Source organism: Anaerolineae bacterium, assembly GCA_013178015.1.
Lineage (GTDB): Bacteria > Chloroflexota > Anaerolineae > DRVO01 > DRVO01 > Ch71.
Map to the genome: position 1 here is coordinate 52,981 of JABLXR010000013.1, position 18,068 is coordinate 71,048.

The 18,068-nt window shown below is 65.5% G+C and carries 11 protein-coding genes; 5 read left to right on the plus strand and 6 right to left on the minus strand.

Translation table 11 applies throughout. The annotated features are described in order from the left end of the window. Nucleotide 1 precedes the first annotated feature (1 nt). The 5 genes from HPY83_06575 to HPY83_06595 form a co-directional block, all read right to left on the minus strand. On the minus strand, nucleotides 2-640 hold the full coding sequence (locus HPY83_06575) for a hypothetical protein (GenBank protein NPV07612.1): 639 nt from the start codon (nucleotides 638-640) through the stop codon (nucleotides 2-4). A 26-nt stretch (nucleotides 641-666) separates the two neighbouring features. Then, on the minus strand, nucleotides 667-999 hold the full coding sequence (locus HPY83_06580; GenBank protein ID NPV07613.1) for a cupin domain-containing protein: 333 nt from the start codon (nucleotides 997-999) through the stop codon (nucleotides 667-669). A gap of 500 nt (nucleotides 1,000-1,499) precedes the next feature. Next, entirely contained in the window at nucleotides 1,500-2,126 is a 627-nt protein-coding gene (locus tag HPY83_06585) for a class I SAM-dependent methyltransferase (protein NPV07614.1), read from the minus strand. Next, complete coding sequence (locus HPY83_06590; protein NPV07615.1) at nucleotides 2,126-2,635, minus strand: DUF3090 family protein; 510 nt, start codon at nucleotides 2,633-2,635, stop codon at nucleotides 2,126-2,128. Before HPY83_06590 ends, HPY83_06585 begins: the two co-directional genes overlap by 1 nt. A 462-nt stretch (nucleotides 2,636-3,097) precedes the next feature. Beyond that, nucleotides 3,098-4,576, minus strand: coding sequence for a DUF4070 domain-containing protein (locus HPY83_06595; GenBank protein NPV07616.1), 1,479 nt, complete (start codon nucleotides 4,574-4,576; stop codon nucleotides 3,098-3,100). Nucleotides 4,577-5,302: 726 nt separating this feature from the next. Between HPY83_06595 and HPY83_06600 the strand changes: the two genes are divergently transcribed. After that, nucleotides 5,303-6,100, plus strand: coding sequence for an aldo/keto reductase (locus HPY83_06600; protein ID NPV07617.1), 798 nt, complete (start codon nucleotides 5,303-5,305; stop codon nucleotides 6,098-6,100). A 306-nt stretch (nucleotides 6,101-6,406) separates the two neighbouring features. On the opposite strand, the gene HPY83_06605 is transcribed toward HPY83_06600, so the two are convergent. Continuing rightward, a complete protein-coding gene (locus HPY83_06605) occupies nucleotides 6,407-8,971 on the minus strand; it encodes a PAS domain S-box protein (protein NPV07618.1) in 2,565 nt (854 codons plus the stop codon). A gap of 286 nt (nucleotides 8,972-9,257) precedes the next feature. Between HPY83_06605 and HPY83_06610 the strand changes: the two genes are divergently transcribed. The 4 genes from HPY83_06610 (at nucleotide 9,258) to HPY83_06625 (ending at nucleotide 18,054) form a co-directional block, all read left to right on the plus strand. After that, nucleotides 9,258-11,759, plus strand: a complete 2,502-nt coding sequence (locus HPY83_06610; GenBank protein ID NPV07619.1) for a MerR family transcriptional regulator — start codon at nucleotides 9,258-9,260, stop codon at nucleotides 11,757-11,759. A 150-nt stretch (nucleotides 11,760-11,909) separates the two neighbouring features. Next, complete coding sequence (locus HPY83_06615) at nucleotides 11,910-13,397, plus strand: CehA/McbA family metallohydrolase (protein NPV07620.1); 1,488 nt, start codon at nucleotides 11,910-11,912, stop codon at nucleotides 13,395-13,397. A 245-nt stretch (nucleotides 13,398-13,642) separates the two neighbouring features. After that, on the plus strand, nucleotides 13,643-15,646 hold the full coding sequence (locus HPY83_06620) for an ABC transporter substrate-binding protein (protein NPV07621.1): 2,004 nt from the start codon (nucleotides 13,643-13,645) through the stop codon (nucleotides 15,644-15,646). Between the two features lie 401 nt (nucleotides 15,647-16,047). Further along, on the plus strand, nucleotides 16,048-18,054 hold the full coding sequence (locus tag HPY83_06625) for an ABC transporter substrate-binding protein (protein NPV07622.1): 2,007 nt from the start codon (nucleotides 16,048-16,050) through the stop codon (nucleotides 18,052-18,054). Nucleotides 18,055-18,068 lie beyond the last annotated feature (14 nt).

An 18,068-nucleotide genomic window follows, 5' to 3' on the forward strand; every position in this document is an offset into this window, starting at 1 on the left:
CCTATTGAGAACGGCCAGCTCGCGAGACCTCAAACACACAATGGTGGGCGCCCGAGTGGCAGCAGGCGATGGGACGGACTCTGAGACTCCGACCCGACACCAGTTCCAGGGCGCCACGCAGGGCGCCCACCACCACCTCGCAGGCGTGGCGGGAGCCGTCTGCAGCCCAGCAAGCAGGCTGCCGAAGGCTCACGAGCAACATGTCGCCGCTATCCTGGAGCAGGATCAGCCGGCGATCCCTCACCGCGGTGCTCTTGGCGAAAGCATCCAGGGCGATGCCAAGGAGCTGCTTGCCAGTGATGCGCCCGCCCTGCTCCGCCAGGCCCACGGCGTGCACCACTCCTCGCCGGACGTTGGCCTTGCCCAGCTCCCGCAACACCGCCACCGCGCCCCGCTCGTCGTAGTAGTCGCGCAGGCCCTGGAGGAGGGCCAGGTAGTCGGAAGCCTTCACCTCGAGGCGCATGTTGTTGGGCGGCAGGCCACGGAAGTAGTGCTCGATGCCCGCCAGGTTCAGGATGCCTCGCAACGCCTCCCTGCCGAGTTGACGCTCCAGGAACTGGAGCATGTCCCTCATCACGGAGTTGGGCATGAAGCCGTCGCTGGGCTCCCTGCTTTCGGCCGCACTTACGTAGCCGATCAAGGCCCGCCGCCTCGATTCGTAGTCCCCTAGTCCGGGGCGTGAACGTAGACCACTTTGACCGGTTCGGGGCCCGTGCGCCGGGTGGCGTGCGGCACGGCCCGCCCGACGTAGAACGCCCGACCGGGGTAGATCTCATACTCCTGGTCGCCGACGCGGATGACGCCCCGCCCCGACACGCAGTAAACCGCTTCCTGGTCATCGTGCCTCTGCAGCTCCCCGAACTCGGTGGAAGTGTACTCCGCCACTCCCAACGAGAGCCCAGCATGGGCCGGGGTGTCACCCGGGCGAATCAGATCGGCGGAGCGGCGGTCGGGATGCTGCAGCCAGGTGACCTCATTCTCATCCACAACTACTTTCACGTCAACACCTCCGGATAGGTTGGACTGCCACGGCCTCTCAGGCGGTGCCTTCACGCCCCCGCGCCTGGGGGCGCGGACTCCTCGTGGTGACTAGACCCCACCGAGGAGGGCGCACCCCCAGGTGCGCCGCCCCCCACCACCGCACTCGCTCCCCTGCCGATGACCAGACCCCACCGTGGACTGCGCACCCCCAGGTGCGCTGCCCCCCGCCACCGCACTCGGTCCCCCGACGGGTGACTAGACCCCACCGAGGACTGCGCACCCCCAGGTGCGCTGCCCACCACCACACTCGGTCCCCCGCCGGTGACCAGACCCCACCGAGGAGTGCGCACCCCCAGGTGCGCCACGCCCCGCCACCGCACGTCCTCCCCGCCTGAGGGCGCCGACGCCTCGTGGCCAGTCGCCTCCGTTACCGCCTAGGCCGCCACAGCGCCACCGATCCGCCCTGAGCTGGAAGCAACAAGGACAGATCAGCGTTGATCTGCGCAGTATCAGCGTCATCAGCGTTCCATCCCCATCCGTCTCAACACGAACACACCATTCTTGAACCGGGGGATGTGCAGACCCCGTCGCGGCTGCCAGCCCGGCAACTCGTTCCCCAGAACCTCCAGCCAGGCGGCAGCGCTCAGCTTGGTGCGATGGGTAGGATCCCGATGAATGACGTCGCGGTCCTCGAGGACGGTGATCTCGTGGAATATCCCCTTCCGGGCCACGCGAGCGCACTCCCGCAGCGCCCCTGCCACCTCTCCCGGTTCCAGGTGCTCCAGCACGTTCACGCTCACCACCACGTCGAACGACCGGTCGGCGAACGGCAGGCTCACCAGGCTCCCCTGCACGAAGCAGCGTCGCACCGAATCCGGCGCCTGAGTGATGGCATACCGGCTCAACTCCAAGCCCAAGGCGGCCCGTCCCCAGGATCGCAGCCGCTCCACCAGGAGGCCCATTCCCCCGCCCGCGTCCAGGACCGAGGCCGGCCGGAAGCACAGCTCGACGTAGGCTGCCCGCCAGAAGTTGGCCACCCGAAACTCTAGTCGCTCGCGGTAGTTGTTGCGGTTGTCCCGGTAGTAGGACTCGTCGTACAGGACACGAGACGCCGACAGGGAGCCCGCTGGTGGAGCCGGCGACATCAAGCTCCCTCCGCGCCTTCGGCCGGGCAGACGTGGGGTCCCTCCCCCATGGGCTGACCGCAGACGGGACACCGGGACTGGGCCTGGGCGCAGGCGCTGCCGATCTGCTCGGCCAGGGCCAGCATCTGCTCCGGGGTGCTCCAGATCTCCACCTCGTAGGGCATGCCCTCGATCTGCCCTTCGGCCTGAACAAACATGAGGCGCCGGTGCGGGTGCCGGCCGGCCTTCAGGTGCCTGACAGGGGCCTCCAGGTCGGTGGGAAAGCGCAGGATGTGATCGTCAGGGGGAAGGGGCCGGGCGTGGCTGAGGGGGAAGCGATCGCCGCCGAAGCTCTCCGCGACGGCCAGGAGGTCGCGGCGCAGCAACTCCGCCTGGGGCTGCTCCAGCTTGAGCTCCACCGAGGCGGCCTCCGAGCGCGCTCGCAGGAAGAGGCTCCACTCGCCGGGATGGTAGGCGACGGAGAAAGCAAGGGCCAGGGCCGGCTGCAGCCGGTATACGTACCGCGGCATCACACCTCCCTGGGGGCCTTTGTGGGCTCAATGCTAGCATCATGTGTCGGAGAGGACAACGCCGCCGGCAGCCTGAGGGGTGTGCCGGGCGGACGCACGGGAGGAGGGGACGCGGGGGGCGAGATAGGCGTGCGCCCGGGCGGACGCACGGGAAGGGGACGCGTGGGGAAAGATAGGCGTGCGTCCAGGCCGAAGCACGGGCTGAAGCCGCGTGCTAGAGCGGCGAAGCCTGCCCTCCGGCAGGCTCACGGTTGGGTCAGGGCTCGGGCCCTGGCCGCGGCGCTGGGTGGAATGGGCCGCGAAGGGGCAGGGTCGGCCCCGGGTGGGAGGTGTTCCCAGCCCGCGGAGGCGGGCTTCGCTCGGTCTAGCCCGGCCATTCATGGCGGGGCGGGCTGGGGAGCTCAGGCGCCAGGATGACCTCCGTTCGGGCCCTGATGTCTTGGAGTGAGCTTGAGGGCGACCCTACTGCACGTGGTTCTCCGCCACCCGGCGGAAGTGGAAGCCGTAGATGGCCATGGTGATGGCCAGGGGGAAGAGCCTGGGCTTGCGGAACAGGGTCCAGAAGAACAACCTCCAGTACTGGGCCCGCTCCTGCCCCTTGATCCCCAGGCGGCAGATGGAGCGCAGGAAGGCAGCCACGTACCCGGCGTCTATCCGGATGTTCAACCGCGGTGGGTCGTAGTCCTCCAGGAACGTCTTCACCCGCTCGTAGTAGTGGTGAGGGGAGTAGATGTGATTCAGGATGTCGCGATAGCCCTTCCGTAGGACCTCCAGGTCCATGCGGGGGATGATGTTGGTGGAGCCGTCCACATTGTCGCCCGAAAGCCGGCTGATCAGCCGCCCCTCCCGCTTCATCCTCTCGTAGAGCTTGGTGCCGGGAGGAGCCTGCAGGAGCCCCACCATGGCGGTGACAATGCCGCTCCGCTGGATGAACTCGATCTGCTGCTGGAAGATGCTAGGCGTGTCGCTGTCGAAGCCCACGATGAACCCACCCTGCACCTGAAGCCCCGTCCGGTGCATGCGCTTCACCGCCGCCACCAGGTCCCGGCCCTTGTTCTGGAACTTGTTGCACTCGGCCAGGCTGTCCTCGTTGGGAGTCTCGATACCCACGAAGACAGTGTTGAACCCCGCCGCCACCATCAGCTGCATCAGCTCCGGGTCATCCGAGAGGTCAATGGACGCCTCGGTGTTGAAGGGCATGCCGGTCTTGCCCCGGCGCCACTCGATCAGCGCCGGCAGCACCTCGTTCTTGAGGACGCGGCGGTTGCCGATGAAGTTGTCGTCCACGAAGAAGACGCCCTTGCGCCACCCCAGAGCGTACAAGGCATCCAGTTCGGCGATGATCTGAGCGGCTGTCTTGGTCCGCGGCCGGTGGCCCAGGAGGACGGTGACGTTGCAGAAGTCGCAGTTGAAGGGACAGCCGCGGGAGAACTGGATGCTGACCGTCTCGTAGGAGCGGAGATCGGCCAGGTGCCATAGGGGCACGGGCACCTGGGTCATGTCGGCGTGCTGGTCGGTGGTGTAGATTCGCTTGGGCTCGCCCCTTTCCAGGTCGGCCAGGAACTGGGGAAGGGTGATCTCGCCCTCGTTGAGGACGAGGTGGTCTACGTCGCTGAACTCCTGCGGCTCGATGGTGAATAGGGGCCCACCCGCCACTACCTTTACCCCGGCCTGCCGGCACCGATCGATCACCTGCCGCGCCGAATCGCGTTGCACCACCATGGCGCTCACGAAGACCATGTCGGCCCATTCCAGGTCCTCGGCCGTGAGATCGCGGACGTTCATGTCCACCAGCCGCTTGCCCCAGGCCTCGGGCAACAGAGCCGCCACCGTCAGCAGACCCAACGGCGGAGCCCCGGCCTTCTTGCGGATGAACTCCAGCGCGTGCTTGAAGCTCCAGAAAGTGTCGGGGAATAATGGGTAGACCAGCAGTACGTTCACGGCATACTCCCAGAATCGTGCCTTAGCACATCTATAACCCCGCTGGGCGCTCCAGGTAACGCCCATCCCCTCGACAGTGTGTGTCCCCACAGAGGAACCGACGACCAGATGGGTGCCCCATCCTCAGCGAGTCCGTTCGCCGCAGCAGGGAGCCACGAAGGGACCCCGCCCTCCCACCACCCTGAGCCCTCCGCCGTTACCGCCTCGGCAGGCTCCCCGCGCCAGCAAAGTGTCTCCACCCTCCTCTGTGACCCCTTAGGCAGGCTCAGGGCAGGCTCCCCGCGCCAGCGAAGGCCGCCTACCCCCATCCTGTCACCCTGAGCGCCAGCAAAGTGTCTCCACCCTCCTCTGTGAGCCCTTCGGCAGGCTCAGGGCAGGCTCCCCGCGCCAGCGAAGGCCGCCTACCCCCATCCTGTCACCCTGAGCGCCAGCGAAGGGTCTGTACCCGCGACTTGGGGATGCCTCACTTCGTTCGGCATGACAGGGTGAGAAGGGTCGGCATGACAGAGTGAGAAGAGCTCGCCTGACAGGGCGATGAAGCCCGGCGTGACGGGGCCGTATGACTCGGCCTGACAGGGCAGGGAAGGCGGCACGAGCCCTTCCTGTTGACTCACCGCCGTCCTGCCGTACACTCTTGTTTACAGCCTCAGACGGCTTCGGTCAAGACAGGCCAATGGCGCCGGCCGTAGGAGGCGGGCTTATCGTCTGAAAAGGAGGCAAGTCGTCATGCAGTATCGCCAGTTGCACGATGGCCGTCCGGTCCCGGTGATGGGGTTAGGCACCGCGACCTACGGCACCGACCCCGCTCGCGAGGCACAGGCCATTCGGGCGGCCCTGGACCTGGGGTACACCCACATAGATACGGCCGAGCGCTATGGCGGGGGCAGGGCCGAACAGGTGATTGGGGAGGCCATCAAGGGCCACGACCGCTCCCGCCTCTTCCTCACCAGCAAAGTCGCCCCCGACAACCTGCACTACCAGAGCGTGCTCCATGCTCTAGAGGGAACCCTGAACCGCCTGCAGACCGATTACCTCGACCTGTACCTCATTCACTGGCCCAACCCTAGCATCCCGCTGGAGGAGACGTTCCGCGCCCTCAATGAGTTGGTCTCCCAGGGCAAGGTCCGCTACATCGGGGTGAGCAACTTCAGTCAAAGCCAGATGGAAGAGGCCTTCCGTCTGACCGACTCCATCCTGGCCACCAACCAGGTGCACTACAGCCTGACCCATCGGGAGCCAGAGCAGAATGGGGTGCTGCAGTTCTGCCAGTCCCACGACGTGCTGCTCACCGCCTACACTCCCATCGAGCGCGGCCGGGTGACTGAGAGCCATACGCTGGCGAACATGGCTCGGGCGAAGGGATGCACCGCGGTGCAGCTAGCCCTCGCCTGGCTGATCTCCAAGGATCACGTCATCACCATACCCCAGTCCAAAGACAGGAAGCACCTGGAGGAGAACCTGGGGGCGCTCGAGGTGGAACTGACGGCAGAGGAGATGGACCAGCTCGACCGGCTGGCGTCCTGAAGACGTCTCCCCGATCCCGCGCTCAGGCGGGTGCGCCCTGCCGTTCGCGAAGCCTAATGCCGTGATCCCAAGGCGGGGCTCGTGGGCGGCCACGGCCAGGCTCGGGGCAACGACCAGGAGAGGCCGAGGACGGAGGCGGGGCGCCCTGCCTCGCCCCAGCTGCCAAAGCGCAGGCGCATCGATGCGGGGCCGTAGCCGGCCATTCACCTCTGAGGCTGAGCGGCGCCCGCTTGCCAGCAGGCTGGTTGCGCCTCTTCCTTCCGCCTCCGCTGGCGTCCGTCTCCCGCCGCGCCACGTTCGGGGGAACTAGTGCCCGCCGTCCAGGATGCGCCGTACCGTTCGACTGAGGTCGCCGATGTCAAAGGGTTTCTGCATCACGTGGCCGTCGAGAGATTGGGAGCCGCCTTCGCCCTGGCAGTAGCCGGTCATGTAGAGCACGGGCACGTCTGCGGGCCGGCCGTGCCCGCTCCTCGTGGCTCGCAGAGCCTGGACCAGCTCCGGCCCGTTCATCCCCGGCATGACCACGTCGGTGAGCACCAGATCGGGCCGGTGGGCGCTGTGGCGCCAGTGCGCCATCGCCTCCTCGGCTCCGGCTGCTTCCAGGACAGTGTAGCCCAGCCTGCGCAGGGCCGAGGAAGCCAAGGCGCGCACGGCCTTCTCATCCTCCACTACCAAGATGGTCTCGGTGCCGCGAGGCACGGGCGGCCGCTCAGATCTGGTAGAAGCGACTGACGCCGGCTCCTCAGCTCGAGCCAGGTAGATGCGGAAGCTGGTCCCTTGGCCGGGCTGGCTCTCCACGTATATGTTCCCACCTAGCTGCTTGATTATCCCGTAGACGCTAGCCAGGCCCATGCCCGTCCCCCTGTCCGGCCCCTTGGTGCTGAAGAAGGGCTCGAACAGATGGGCCATCACCTCAGGCGGCATGCCCACGCCGGTGTCCTCCACCGACAGCCGCACGTGGGGCCCCGGTTTGGAGCCGAGGTGCTCCTGCACGAAGCCGGCATCCAGCTCGACGTTCGCCGTCTCCAGGGTGAGCGTACCTCCCTCGGGCATGGCGTCCCTCGCATTGAGAGCCAGGTTGAGGACAACCTGCTCGATCTGGGCCCGGTCGGCGCGCACGTGCCACAGGTCATCGGCCAGCCTCACCTCGAGGGCGATCTGCTCGCCCAGGGTCCGTGCCAGCATGGAGGCCATCCCGGCGATCACCTCGTTCAGGCTCATCACCTTCACTTCCAGCACCTGCCGCCGACTGAACGCCAGCAATTGCCGAGTGAGCAGGGCAGCCCGCTCGCCCGCCTGCCGTATCCCCTCTACGTCCTGCAGCAGTGCCGGCTTGCCTGCCAGTTCCTCCCGCAGGAAGTCGCTATGGCCGCTGATGACGGTGAGCAGGTTGTTGAAGTCGTGGGCAATGCCCCCAGCCAGCTGTCCCACCGCTTCCATCTTCTGAGCCTGGCGGTACTGGGCTTCCAGCCGGCGGCGCTCGGTCAGGTCCTCGATCAGGTGCACCGCAGCGCCGGGGCCGTCCTCGTCGGGCAGGAAGGCCCAGTGTGCGTGCACGGGCACCGCTCTGCCGTCCTTGCGCAGCATGCGGTACTCCTCACCGCCCGGTCGCGCCGCATCGAGCGTGTCCATCAGCCGCCGGCGCAGTCTGGGCCAGTCGTCCGGATGAACCAGTTCCTCCAGGCGCCGCGAGACGATCTCCTCCGGTCGGTAGCCCAGGATGGGCTCGGTGCGCCGGTTGACGCTGGCGATGGTGCCGTCGCCGCGTACCGACAGGATCAGGCTGGGAGCGGTATCGAAGATGCTGCGATAGCGTGCTTCACTTCTGGCCAGAGCCTCTTGAGCCCTACGGGCTGCGGTGACGTCCCGCAGAGTCACCACCAGGCCACGAGGCTCCCGCCGGTGGTCGTCGAGGAGCTCGGACAGGCGCAGGTCGTAACACGCCCGCCGCCCCTGGTGATCGAGCCACACCTCGGTGCTCCCTTCCTTCCCCTCTTTGAGGCGGTCCAGTAAGTTGGCGTAGGCGGCCGCAACGTCCCCGATAGGACGGCCGAGGAGGGTGGCGGCGGGCGCCCCCAGCAGTCGCTCCGCACTGGGGTTCGCCCAGATCAGGCGCCGCCGGCGGTCCAGGACCAGCATTCCGTCTGCCATGCTCTCGATGACCGCGGCGCTGGCGATGGGCACTATGTCCAGCAGGTGAAACCGCCCCATTCCCCAGAGCATGGCCAGGCCGGTCACGACGAACATGAACCCCGTCAGGTCCAGCCGGCCGAGGGGACGCAGCCCAGCCAGGTAGGCGATACTGGCCAGGAAGGGAGCCAGCAGAGCCACCAGAAGAACCAGGGCCTGCCCGCGGTAGGGCCTGGGGCTGCGCCCGAGCAGACGCACCAAGATCACGGTGGCGAGCAAGAGGAGCGCGTACGAGTAAGCAGTGTGGAACCAGAACCAGCCACCACGGCTGATCTCGAGCATCCGGAGGCCGTGCACCTCTACCATGCGGTAGCGATCCCATATGAGCCCGTGGTAATCGTTGGTGGCCAGCATCGCCAGCGTCAGAGCCGGCACTACCAGGAGGCCGGCGATCTCCCTGCGGGAGATGGTGCCGCCCGTGTACTGCACGGAGAAGGCGAGCCAACTCACCGGCAACACCACTATGCCCAGGTACTGCAAGCGGGCGAACAGCTCCGCCTGAGCGGCGTCAGCGCTGGCCAACTCCAGGGCGTACCCGAGAGACCACCACCCCGCGAGCACCATGGAGAGGGCATACGAGTTCGCCCCGGGGTAGGAGGCCCTGCGCCAGCCGTAGGCCCCCAGGGCGAAGCACATGGCCGCCGCGACGGCCAGAGGCACTGCGAAGGCGGTGAACTGCACGTGCATTCTGCGTCGAGCCCGCCAAGTCCAGAAGGTGGCCCGCTGAGGCAGCCACATGCGCCAGTGGCGGTGACTCTGAGTCGCACCGCCATCCCAGCGGAGAGGCTGCCCCCCGTGCTGACCAGATATCGGCCAGCTGGCTTTCGGGCTTTAGCCCCCGCTTTCCCCAAGGCAACGGCACTATTCCCCCTTGACCCGCATGCACATCTGGCTTACTCTTTGCAGGCAGGAGCGAGCGAACCCTGCCTGCAATACTACCCGCTTTTATTACAGCCAAGGGAGCGTCATGCAGCCACTGGAAGGACAGCCCAAGCAGAAGGTCTTCACTCGGGACGAGCTGGCCGAGCAGGCCGGCGTGTCCTATGGGCAGATACGGCACTGGGAAGCCTGTGGGCTCCTAGAGGGTGGGGACGTCCGCGGTGCGACATCGGTGCCTATCCCTGGGGCGACGGTGCGTGTCTTCTCGCCCGATCAGAAGGATCGGGCCGTGGCCATCGCTCAGCTGCGACGTGCCGGCATGTCGCTGCAAGCCATCCGTGCCTTGCTGGAGTTCTCCTGGCAGGCGTCCCCCGAGCCCATCCTAGTCCGGTCTCGCGGGCGCATTTCAGCCATTCTGGTGCCGTCCGCCCTGCGTGAGGCCGTACTGACCCTGTGCGGCCCCGCCGTCGTGCCGTCGGAAGAGGAGGTGATGGGAAGCTCAGTCGGGTATCTCGGGCCCAGCCCGTGCGCCGCGTGGACAGAAGAGAGCCAGTTCTGCGAAGGAAGTCTCTTGAGGAGGATCGAGATGCGTGCAAGTCGAATGACCCGCAGACGGTTCCTGAGTGTGTCCGCCCTGACGGCTAGCGTCGCTGTGACGGCGGCCTGCGCCGGCGCCACGCCGGCCCCAGCGGAGCCGACCGCTGCCCCGGCAGAACCTACAGCCCCTCCTGCCGCTACAGCCCCGCCGGCCGAGGCCGCTCCGGCATCCAAGTACTCGGAGGCCCCCGAGCTGGCTGCCAAGGTGGCTGCCGGTGAGCTTCCTCCCGTGGAAGAGCGCCTCCCGGCCGAACCCCTAGTAGTAGAGTGCCTGCAGGAGCCAGGTGAGTACTGCAGCGACCTAAACCGCTCTCTTACCGCCAACGCCCCAGTGTTGATGAGCACCTTTCTGTGGGAGGGTCTCATTCGCTGGGACACAAGCGGAGGCGGCCTGGCCATAGCCCCCAACGTCGCCTCCTCGTGGGAAGTGAACGAAGACGCCACCGCGTACACTTTCCATCTGCGGCCTGGAATGAGGTGGTCTGACGGAGAGCCCTTCACCGCCGATGATGTCATGTTCTGGTATCAGGATGTGGCACTCAATGAAGAGCTTACGCCTTCCTTCCCTAGCTGGCTGACAGTCGCAGGCGAGCCGGTCACTATAGAGCGGGTCGACGACTACACCATCCGGCTCAGCTGGCCCAGCCCTCACGCGCTGCTCCTGGAGATGATGTGCTTCAACGGCACGACGTCCCCCATCTTTGCCCCCGCCCACTACCTGAAGCAGTTCCATCCAAGCTACGCGGATCCAACGGAGCTCGAGGCTAAGGTGAAGGAGGCCCAGTTCGAGACCTGGTACCAGCTGTTCGCCAACCGGAATGACTGGACAGCGAACCCCGAACTACCCAACCTCTGGCCCTGGGTACCGACCGGACAATGGGGACTTGGAGCTCGGATCGTGTGCAACCGCAATCCCTACTACTGGAAGGTGGACACAAACGGGAAGCAGTTGCCCTACTTCGAGCGGTATATCGTGGAGGCGGTAGAGAACAACGAGATCATCCTGATGAAGGCCATCGCGGGCGAGATAGACGTCAGCCTTGAGGGCCTCGGCTTCGCCAACCTATCGCTGCTAAAGGAGCATGAGGAGGACGGCGGATACACTGTCGTACAGTGGGAGGGCGGATACCCCGAGAGCGTCTATGTGAATCAGAGCTTCCAGGACCCGGTGAAGTCCGCCCTGTTCCGCCAGCGAGAGTTCCGGCATGCCCTCTCCTACGCGATCAACCGCGACGAGCTGAATGATCTGTTCTGGAATGGAATGGCGTTGATCAAGCAGCCCTGCGGCAGCAGCCTGGAGCCGTACTGGGAGGAGGGGTTTGGCCAGACAGCGCTGGAGTACGATCCCGAACGAGCGAATGCCATGCTGGATGCGGTCGGGTTGGACAAACGGGATGGAGAGGGCTTCCGGCTGAACTCGGAGGGGAACCGGTTGCAGCTGCTCCTTGAGTTCTTTGGCGCTGATCCCGCTGGCGTGCTGAGGGCCGATGTCTACCAACAGGTGGCGAACTACTGGCAGGAAGTGGGCATAGAGACCATAGCCAGGGACATAGAGCGCACTCTCTGGACTCAGCGCGCCACTAGCAACGAGGCAGAGATGCCCTGCTACGCAGTGGCGGAGCTGCTTTGGGTTATCGACCCCATTTGGTATGTGCCGTACGGCAGCACCTGTTACTGGGCCCCCGGATATGGCGCCTGGACTGCGAGCGGAGGCACGGGTGGACTGGAGCCTCCCGAGGATCTCAAGGAGTTGATTCACTGGTATGACCAGCTCAAGGCCGAGCCGGATGGGGCGAGGCGAGCCGAGCTGGGCCGAAACATTCTGCGACGACACAACGAACAGGTCTACATGATCGGTACCTGCCATGGCAGCATATGGCCGGGGGTGCTCAAGAACGACATCGTGAACTACCCACTCACGGGCATCGCCGACTGGCGCGTGCTACGCGACCATACGGCCCGGGCCTTCCAGCTGTGGCGGCGGTCCGCCTAGGGCCTCTCGCAGAACACGACGGGAACGCAGACGGACAATATCCTGTGCGTTCCCGTCGTGCCGCCGCTCGCGGGGGGTTGCTCCTGTTCCCCAAGCATTCGCCATGGCCGGCTCTGGCGGTCACTCACAATCGCCTGCCAAGGAGATCGAATGAGCCAACCACCTACTGGCCTGCTAGTGGTGGCCGCATCCACAACTCGTGTGGATGAGCCATTCTTCTTGAGGATCAAGCTCCTGACCGAGCCGTATTGCGCCGACGCTAGCTGTTTCAGCGGCTCCGGAGGGAACTCGCGACCTCAGGGCAGGTACAATCACTCGCCGCGGGGCATCCGCTACATGGACAACACACCGCCCGACTGGAGAGGGTCTCTTCTCCTCGACGGAGGTGACGACTACGTGGGGCCCACACGCCTGAGACGAGACGAAGGGGTCTGGGGAGCCTTTGCCGGAGACCAGCGGCCCATCGTCACTGTGCCCCAGATCCGCTTCCGGAGCCCAGGCATCCACTACATTGCAGTCACCGACGAGGAAAGTGGCGTCCAGGGCCTGAGTAACCCCATCGTGGTGAGCGCCGATCCGCCCCAAGAGCGACTCTACTGGGGTGACCTGCATAGTCAGACCTTCTTCAGCGACGGCCTGCGCTGCCCGGAGGAGCTCTACTCCTTCGCCCGAGACGAGAGCTTCCTTGACATCTTCGCCCTGGCCGACCACAGCGAAAGCCTCACTGACCGGCAGTGGGACTACTTCGTGGCCGTCACCAACGACTTCTACCAGCCCGGCCGCTTCGTGACCCTGGTGGGCCAGGAGTGGACCAGCCGGGAGTTCGGCCACCGCAACGTCTACTACCCAGGCGATGGCGGCCCCATCCTCCGCTGCAACGATCCTTTCTACGGACGGCTGGAGAACGTGTACCGGGCAGCCCGAGAGCACGGCGCCTTGGTCATCCCCCACCACTCGGCCAACGCCACCATGGGGGTGGACTGGTCCAAAGGTCATGACCCCCTGACGGAGAGGCTGGTGGAGATCTACTCCATCTGGGGCAACAGCGAACGGCCGGCAGACCAAGGGAACCCGCGCCCCGTACGCATGACCGGGGGCGAGAAGAAGGGCCAGCACGTCCTCGACGCCCTGGCTCGAGGCTACCGTTTCGGCTTCATCGGCGGCGGGGACATCCACGACGGCCGACCGGGGGACGAGTACCACACCCTGCAGGAGGACGTGGAGCCCTACCAATGGCTGTGGCGCCAGGGGCTCATGGGAGTGTGGGCCCTCGGCCTCACCCGAGAACACATCTTTCGGGCGCTGTGGGACCGGCGCGTCTACGCCACCACCAACGAGCGGATCTTCCTGCGCGTGAGGGTCGGCGGGGCACCGATGGGCTCGGAGATCACCTGGGAGCGCTCTCGGGAGATACCGATCGAGATGGAAGCGGCCAGTTCGCTTCCCTTCTCTCACTTGGAGGTGGTGAGCAACGGCGACGACGTCCTGGGCCAACCCCTGGATGCTAGTGAGGTCTCCTGGTCGGCCCAGTTGCCCGCCGGCAGCTTGCCTCGCTACTACTACGTCCGTCTTACCCGTGCCGATGGAGAAATGGCCTGGTCCAGTCCGGTCTGGGTAGAGGCAGGCGAGCCCTCTTGACGTTGTGGGCCTCCGGGACCACAATCACCGCATAAGACTCCCCGAATCCCATCTAGCCGATCAGGCGCGTCACCCGCGCAGCCGAAGCCGCTGGCCCGTCCCGGCCCGGGCGGGATAAGACGCTTCACAGGGGACGTCGGAAGGGAGGTGAAGCGACAAGCCTTGGTTCTAGCCTGCCGATAACCGCGACCCACCCTCGGATCGCGAGAGTGGTGATGTGTGGCATCTGCCTTAGGAGGATTGCCATGCCATCGTCCGCCATTTCCCGCCGCGACTTCCTGCGCGCATCCGGCCTCACCGCCGGGCTCGCCCTGGCCACCGCCTGCGCCGGCGCCACGCCGGCCCCTGCCGAGCCTACCGCCGCCCCGGTAGAACCCACTGCGGCCCCTGCCGAGGCCACTCCGGCTCCCGCTGTCACCGAGGCCCCCGTATCCAAGTACTCAGAAGCACCCAGCCTTGCCGCCAAGGTGGCCGCCGGGGATCTCCCGCCGGTGGAAGAGCGCCTTCCGGCCGAACCCTTGATCGTGGAGTGCATCGAGGAGCCGGGCGAGTACGGGGGCGACATACGTCGCGCCGGCCTCGCGTCGGCGGGCCACATGACCATGTACCTGTGGGAAGGCTTCACCCGCTGGGACTACCGTACCGGCAGACTGCAGATCACGCCCAACATCGCCAAGGGCTGGGACGTCAGCGAGGACGGTACCACCTACACCTTCTACCTGCGGAAGGGCATGAAGTGGTCCGACGGTCACCCCTTCACCGCTGACGACGTCATGTTCTGGTATGAAGACATCGCCCTCAATGAGGAACTCATGCCTTCCTTCCCCGGCTGGCTGACGGTGGCGGGCGAGAAGGTCAAGATCGAGAAGGTGGACGACTACACCGTCACCTTCTCCTGGTCCAACCCCTATGCGCTTTTGCTCGAGTCCATGTGCTTCAACGGTCAGAGCAACCCGCCCTTCGCCCCTCGTCACTACCTGGAGCAGTTCCACATCAACTACGCCGACCCCGACGAGCTCGACAGCCTGGTCAAGGCCAAGAACTTCGAGGCCTGGTATCAGCTCTTCCAGAACATGAACGACGCCACCATCAACCCGGAGCTGCCCAGTGTCTGGCCCTGGGTGCCCTCGGTGGAATGGGGTGCGGGCAAGACGGTGCCCGCCCTCCGCAACCCCTACTACTTCAAGGTGGACGTCAACGGTAAGCAGCTGCCTTACGTAGACCGCCTGGTGACCGAGTCCTGCGCCAATACTGAGGTCATCCTGATGAAGGGCATTGCCGGTGAGGTGGATCTGCAGTGCAGCCAGTTCATGTTCGCCGACTATAGCCTGCTGAAGGAGAACGAGGAGACCGGCGACTACAGGATACTGGACTGGGAGTACAACGTGTCGCCGTGCGTGTACGTGAGCCAGACCGCTCGGGACCTGGGGCAGCGTCAGGTCTTCCAGACCACCGAGTTCCGCCACGCCCTCTCCCACGCGCTCAACCGCGACGAGATGAACGACCTCTTCTGGCACGGTCTGGCCAAGCCCGAGAACACCGTGCCCAGCCCGTCCGATCCCTTCTATAAGGAAGGTTGGGGCCAGACGGCCATCGAGTTCGATCTGGATCGGGCCAACGCCCTGCTGGACGAGGCCGGGCTGGACCAGCGGGACGGGGATGGGTTCCGGCTGCGGCCGGACGGGCAGCGGCTTCAGCTGTACATGGAGAACTACCCCACTTTCGAGCTGGGTGCCAATGCCATAGACATCTTCACCCAGGTGGCGGAGTACTGGCGCGAGCTAGGCATCGAGGCCCAGGCGCGAGAGGTGGAGCGCACCCTCTGGACCCAGCGGGCCCTGGGCAACGAGAGCGATATGCCTGCCTACTGCGCCGCCACCTTCCTCTGGGCCCTCGACCCGGGCTGGTTCGTGCCCTACGGCAACTGCTACTGGGCCCAGGCCTACGCCGAGTGGCAGCGCACTGGCGGCAAGGGAGGCGAGGAGCCCCCGCAGGAATACAAGCAGCTGATCGAGTGGTACGATGCCCTCAAGGCCGAGCCCGATCCCGCCAAGCGCCTGGAGCTGGGGCAGCGGATCGGCGACCAGCACAACGAGAAGGTGTACATGGTCGGCCTCTGCACACCCAACATTGACCCCATGGTGGCCAAGAAGGGGCTGGTCAACGTGCTGGAGAGGGGCATCTCCGACTGGCGGGTGCACCGCGACATGCTCACCTGGCCCTTCCAGGTGTGGTGGCGGCGGTCCTAATCGCTCGGATTGCCATGGAGACACAGAGCAGGGAAGAGGGCAAACTGCAGGGCATGGGGCACCTGCCGCGAACCATCTCGCCCTGGCTGGTGCGACCTCTTCCCCGCTCTGGCCCTCTGCCGACGTCACAGCTTCACGAGGCCACACGTGGTCGGTACCATCTTCGTCTCGCACCCTAGAGAGCAGCGCGGACGGCTACCCTAGAGGTATTCGGCCCCCCAGGCCTGGGGGCCGGCTCGTGCGCATGCCACGCTAGGGCGTCCTGGTGCACCGGGGAAGGGAGGTGAGAGTGCGCCACAGGTAGCCACATGGCGTTGTCAGCGTTGTTCCGAGGCCGCAAGTGCCGGCACGACTGTTCTTAGTCAATGATGATGGAACTACGGAAGCCGAGGAGGTTCGACATGGAACCGCGGAACCTGAACCGTCGCGATTTCCTGCGCGTCTCCGGCCTCACTGCCGGGATGGCACTGGCTACCGCCTGCGCTGGTGCAGCTCCGGCCCCGGCTGAGCCTACACCTGCCCCCGCTGAGCCCACTCCCGTCCCCGCTGAGCCCACTGCCACCACCGTCCCCACGGCCGAAGCCGCTCCCGTCTCCAAGTACTCCGAGGCACCCAGCCTGGCGGCGAAGGTGGCCGCCGGTGAGCTGCCACCAGTGGAGGAGCGGTTGCCATCCGACCCGATGATTGTAGAGTGCTTGGAGGAGCCAGGCGAGTACTGCGGAGACTTCCGGCGCTGCAACACTAACATCACCGACATCGCTGACTACAACACTCAGGTCAGGGAGAGTCTCGTCCGGTGGGACTACCGTTCGGGGCAGCTCGAGGTCGTGCCCAATCTGGCCAGCAGCTGGGATATCAGCGACGGCGGTGCCACCTACACCTTCCACCTGCGCAAGGGCGTGCGCTGGTCCGACGGGGAGCCCTTCACCGCTGACGACATCCTCTTCTGGTACGAGGACATCGCCCTCAACGAAGAGCTGACGCCAGCCTTCCCCTCCTGGCTCACAGTGGGCGGGCAGCCGGTGGTCATCGAGAAGATCGACGACTACACCGTGGCCTTCAAGTTCGCTAGGCCTTACGGCATCCTGTTGGAGTTCATCTGCTTCTCCGGGTCCCAGTTCATCGTCCCCAAGCATTACCTCTCCCAGTTCCATCCCAAGTACGCCGAGAGCGGCGCCCTGGAGAAGGCAGTCAAAGAGGCGAAATTCGAGCACTGGTATGAGCTGTTCGCCAACCGCAACGTGTGCTACACCAACCCGGAGTTGCCCGTCCTCTATGCCTGGGTGCTGGAGACACCCGCGGACACCGGCCGATTGGTGGCGGTGCGGAATCCTTACTACTGGAAGGTAGACACCAACGGCAAGCAACTGCCATACTTCGAACGCTTCGTCACCGAGCTGGCCCAAGAGGGCGAGGTCGTCCTCATGAAGGCCATTGCCGGCGAGGTGGACTTCCAGTACCGGCACATGGGCTTCGCCAACTACTCGGTTCTCAAGGAGAACGAGGACAAGGGCAACTACACCGTGCTGGAATGGGTGGGCGGCGGCCATCCCTGCGTATACGTCAACCAGAGCTACCCGGATCTTCCCCTGCGGGAGATCCTGCAGACGAAGGAGTTCCGTCACGCCCTGTCGTACGCCCTCGATCGGGAGTCCATGAGAGACCTCTTCTTCAACGGTGTCGGCACGCCGGGCAACCCGCCCAGCCGCAAGACCGACTACTTCTGGAAAGAGGGCTTCGGTCAGACAGCGGTCGAGTACAGCGTAGACAAGGCCAACGAACTGCTGGACCAGATCGGGCTGGATCAGCGAGACGGCGACGGCTGGCGCTTACGGCCGGACGGGCAGCGGCTGCAGCTGCTCCTGGAGTGCTATCCCAGCGAGATGGGCTCGCCCGCCATAGACATCTTCAGCCAGGTGGCTGCCTACTGGCGCGATGTGGGCATCGAGGCTCAGGCAAAAGAGATGGAGCGATCGCTCTGGAGTCAGCGAGCCCTCGGCAACGAATGCATGATGCCCTCCTACTCCTGCAGCCCGGTGGTCTGGGAGGTAGACCCCATCTGGTACGTGCCGTACGCCAACAGTTGCTACTGGGCTCCCGCGTTCGGCCAGTGGGTGGCCAGCGGTGGGACGTCGGGCGAGGAGCCGCCCGAGGCACTGAAGCAACTGGTAGAGTGGTACGAGGAGCTCAAGTCCGAACCCGACCGCAACAAGCGCCTGGAGCTGGGTTCGAAGATCCTGGAGCATCACAGCGAGCAGGTATACATGGTTGGCACGGTCACTATAGACATCACTCCTACGGTGGCCAAGAACGACCTGGTCAATATCCTGAAGAAAGCACCGGCGGACTACCGCAGCTTGCATGAGGCACTCACCTGGCTCTTCCAGGTCTGGCGCCGAAGCGCCTAGCCTGCACCTAGCCT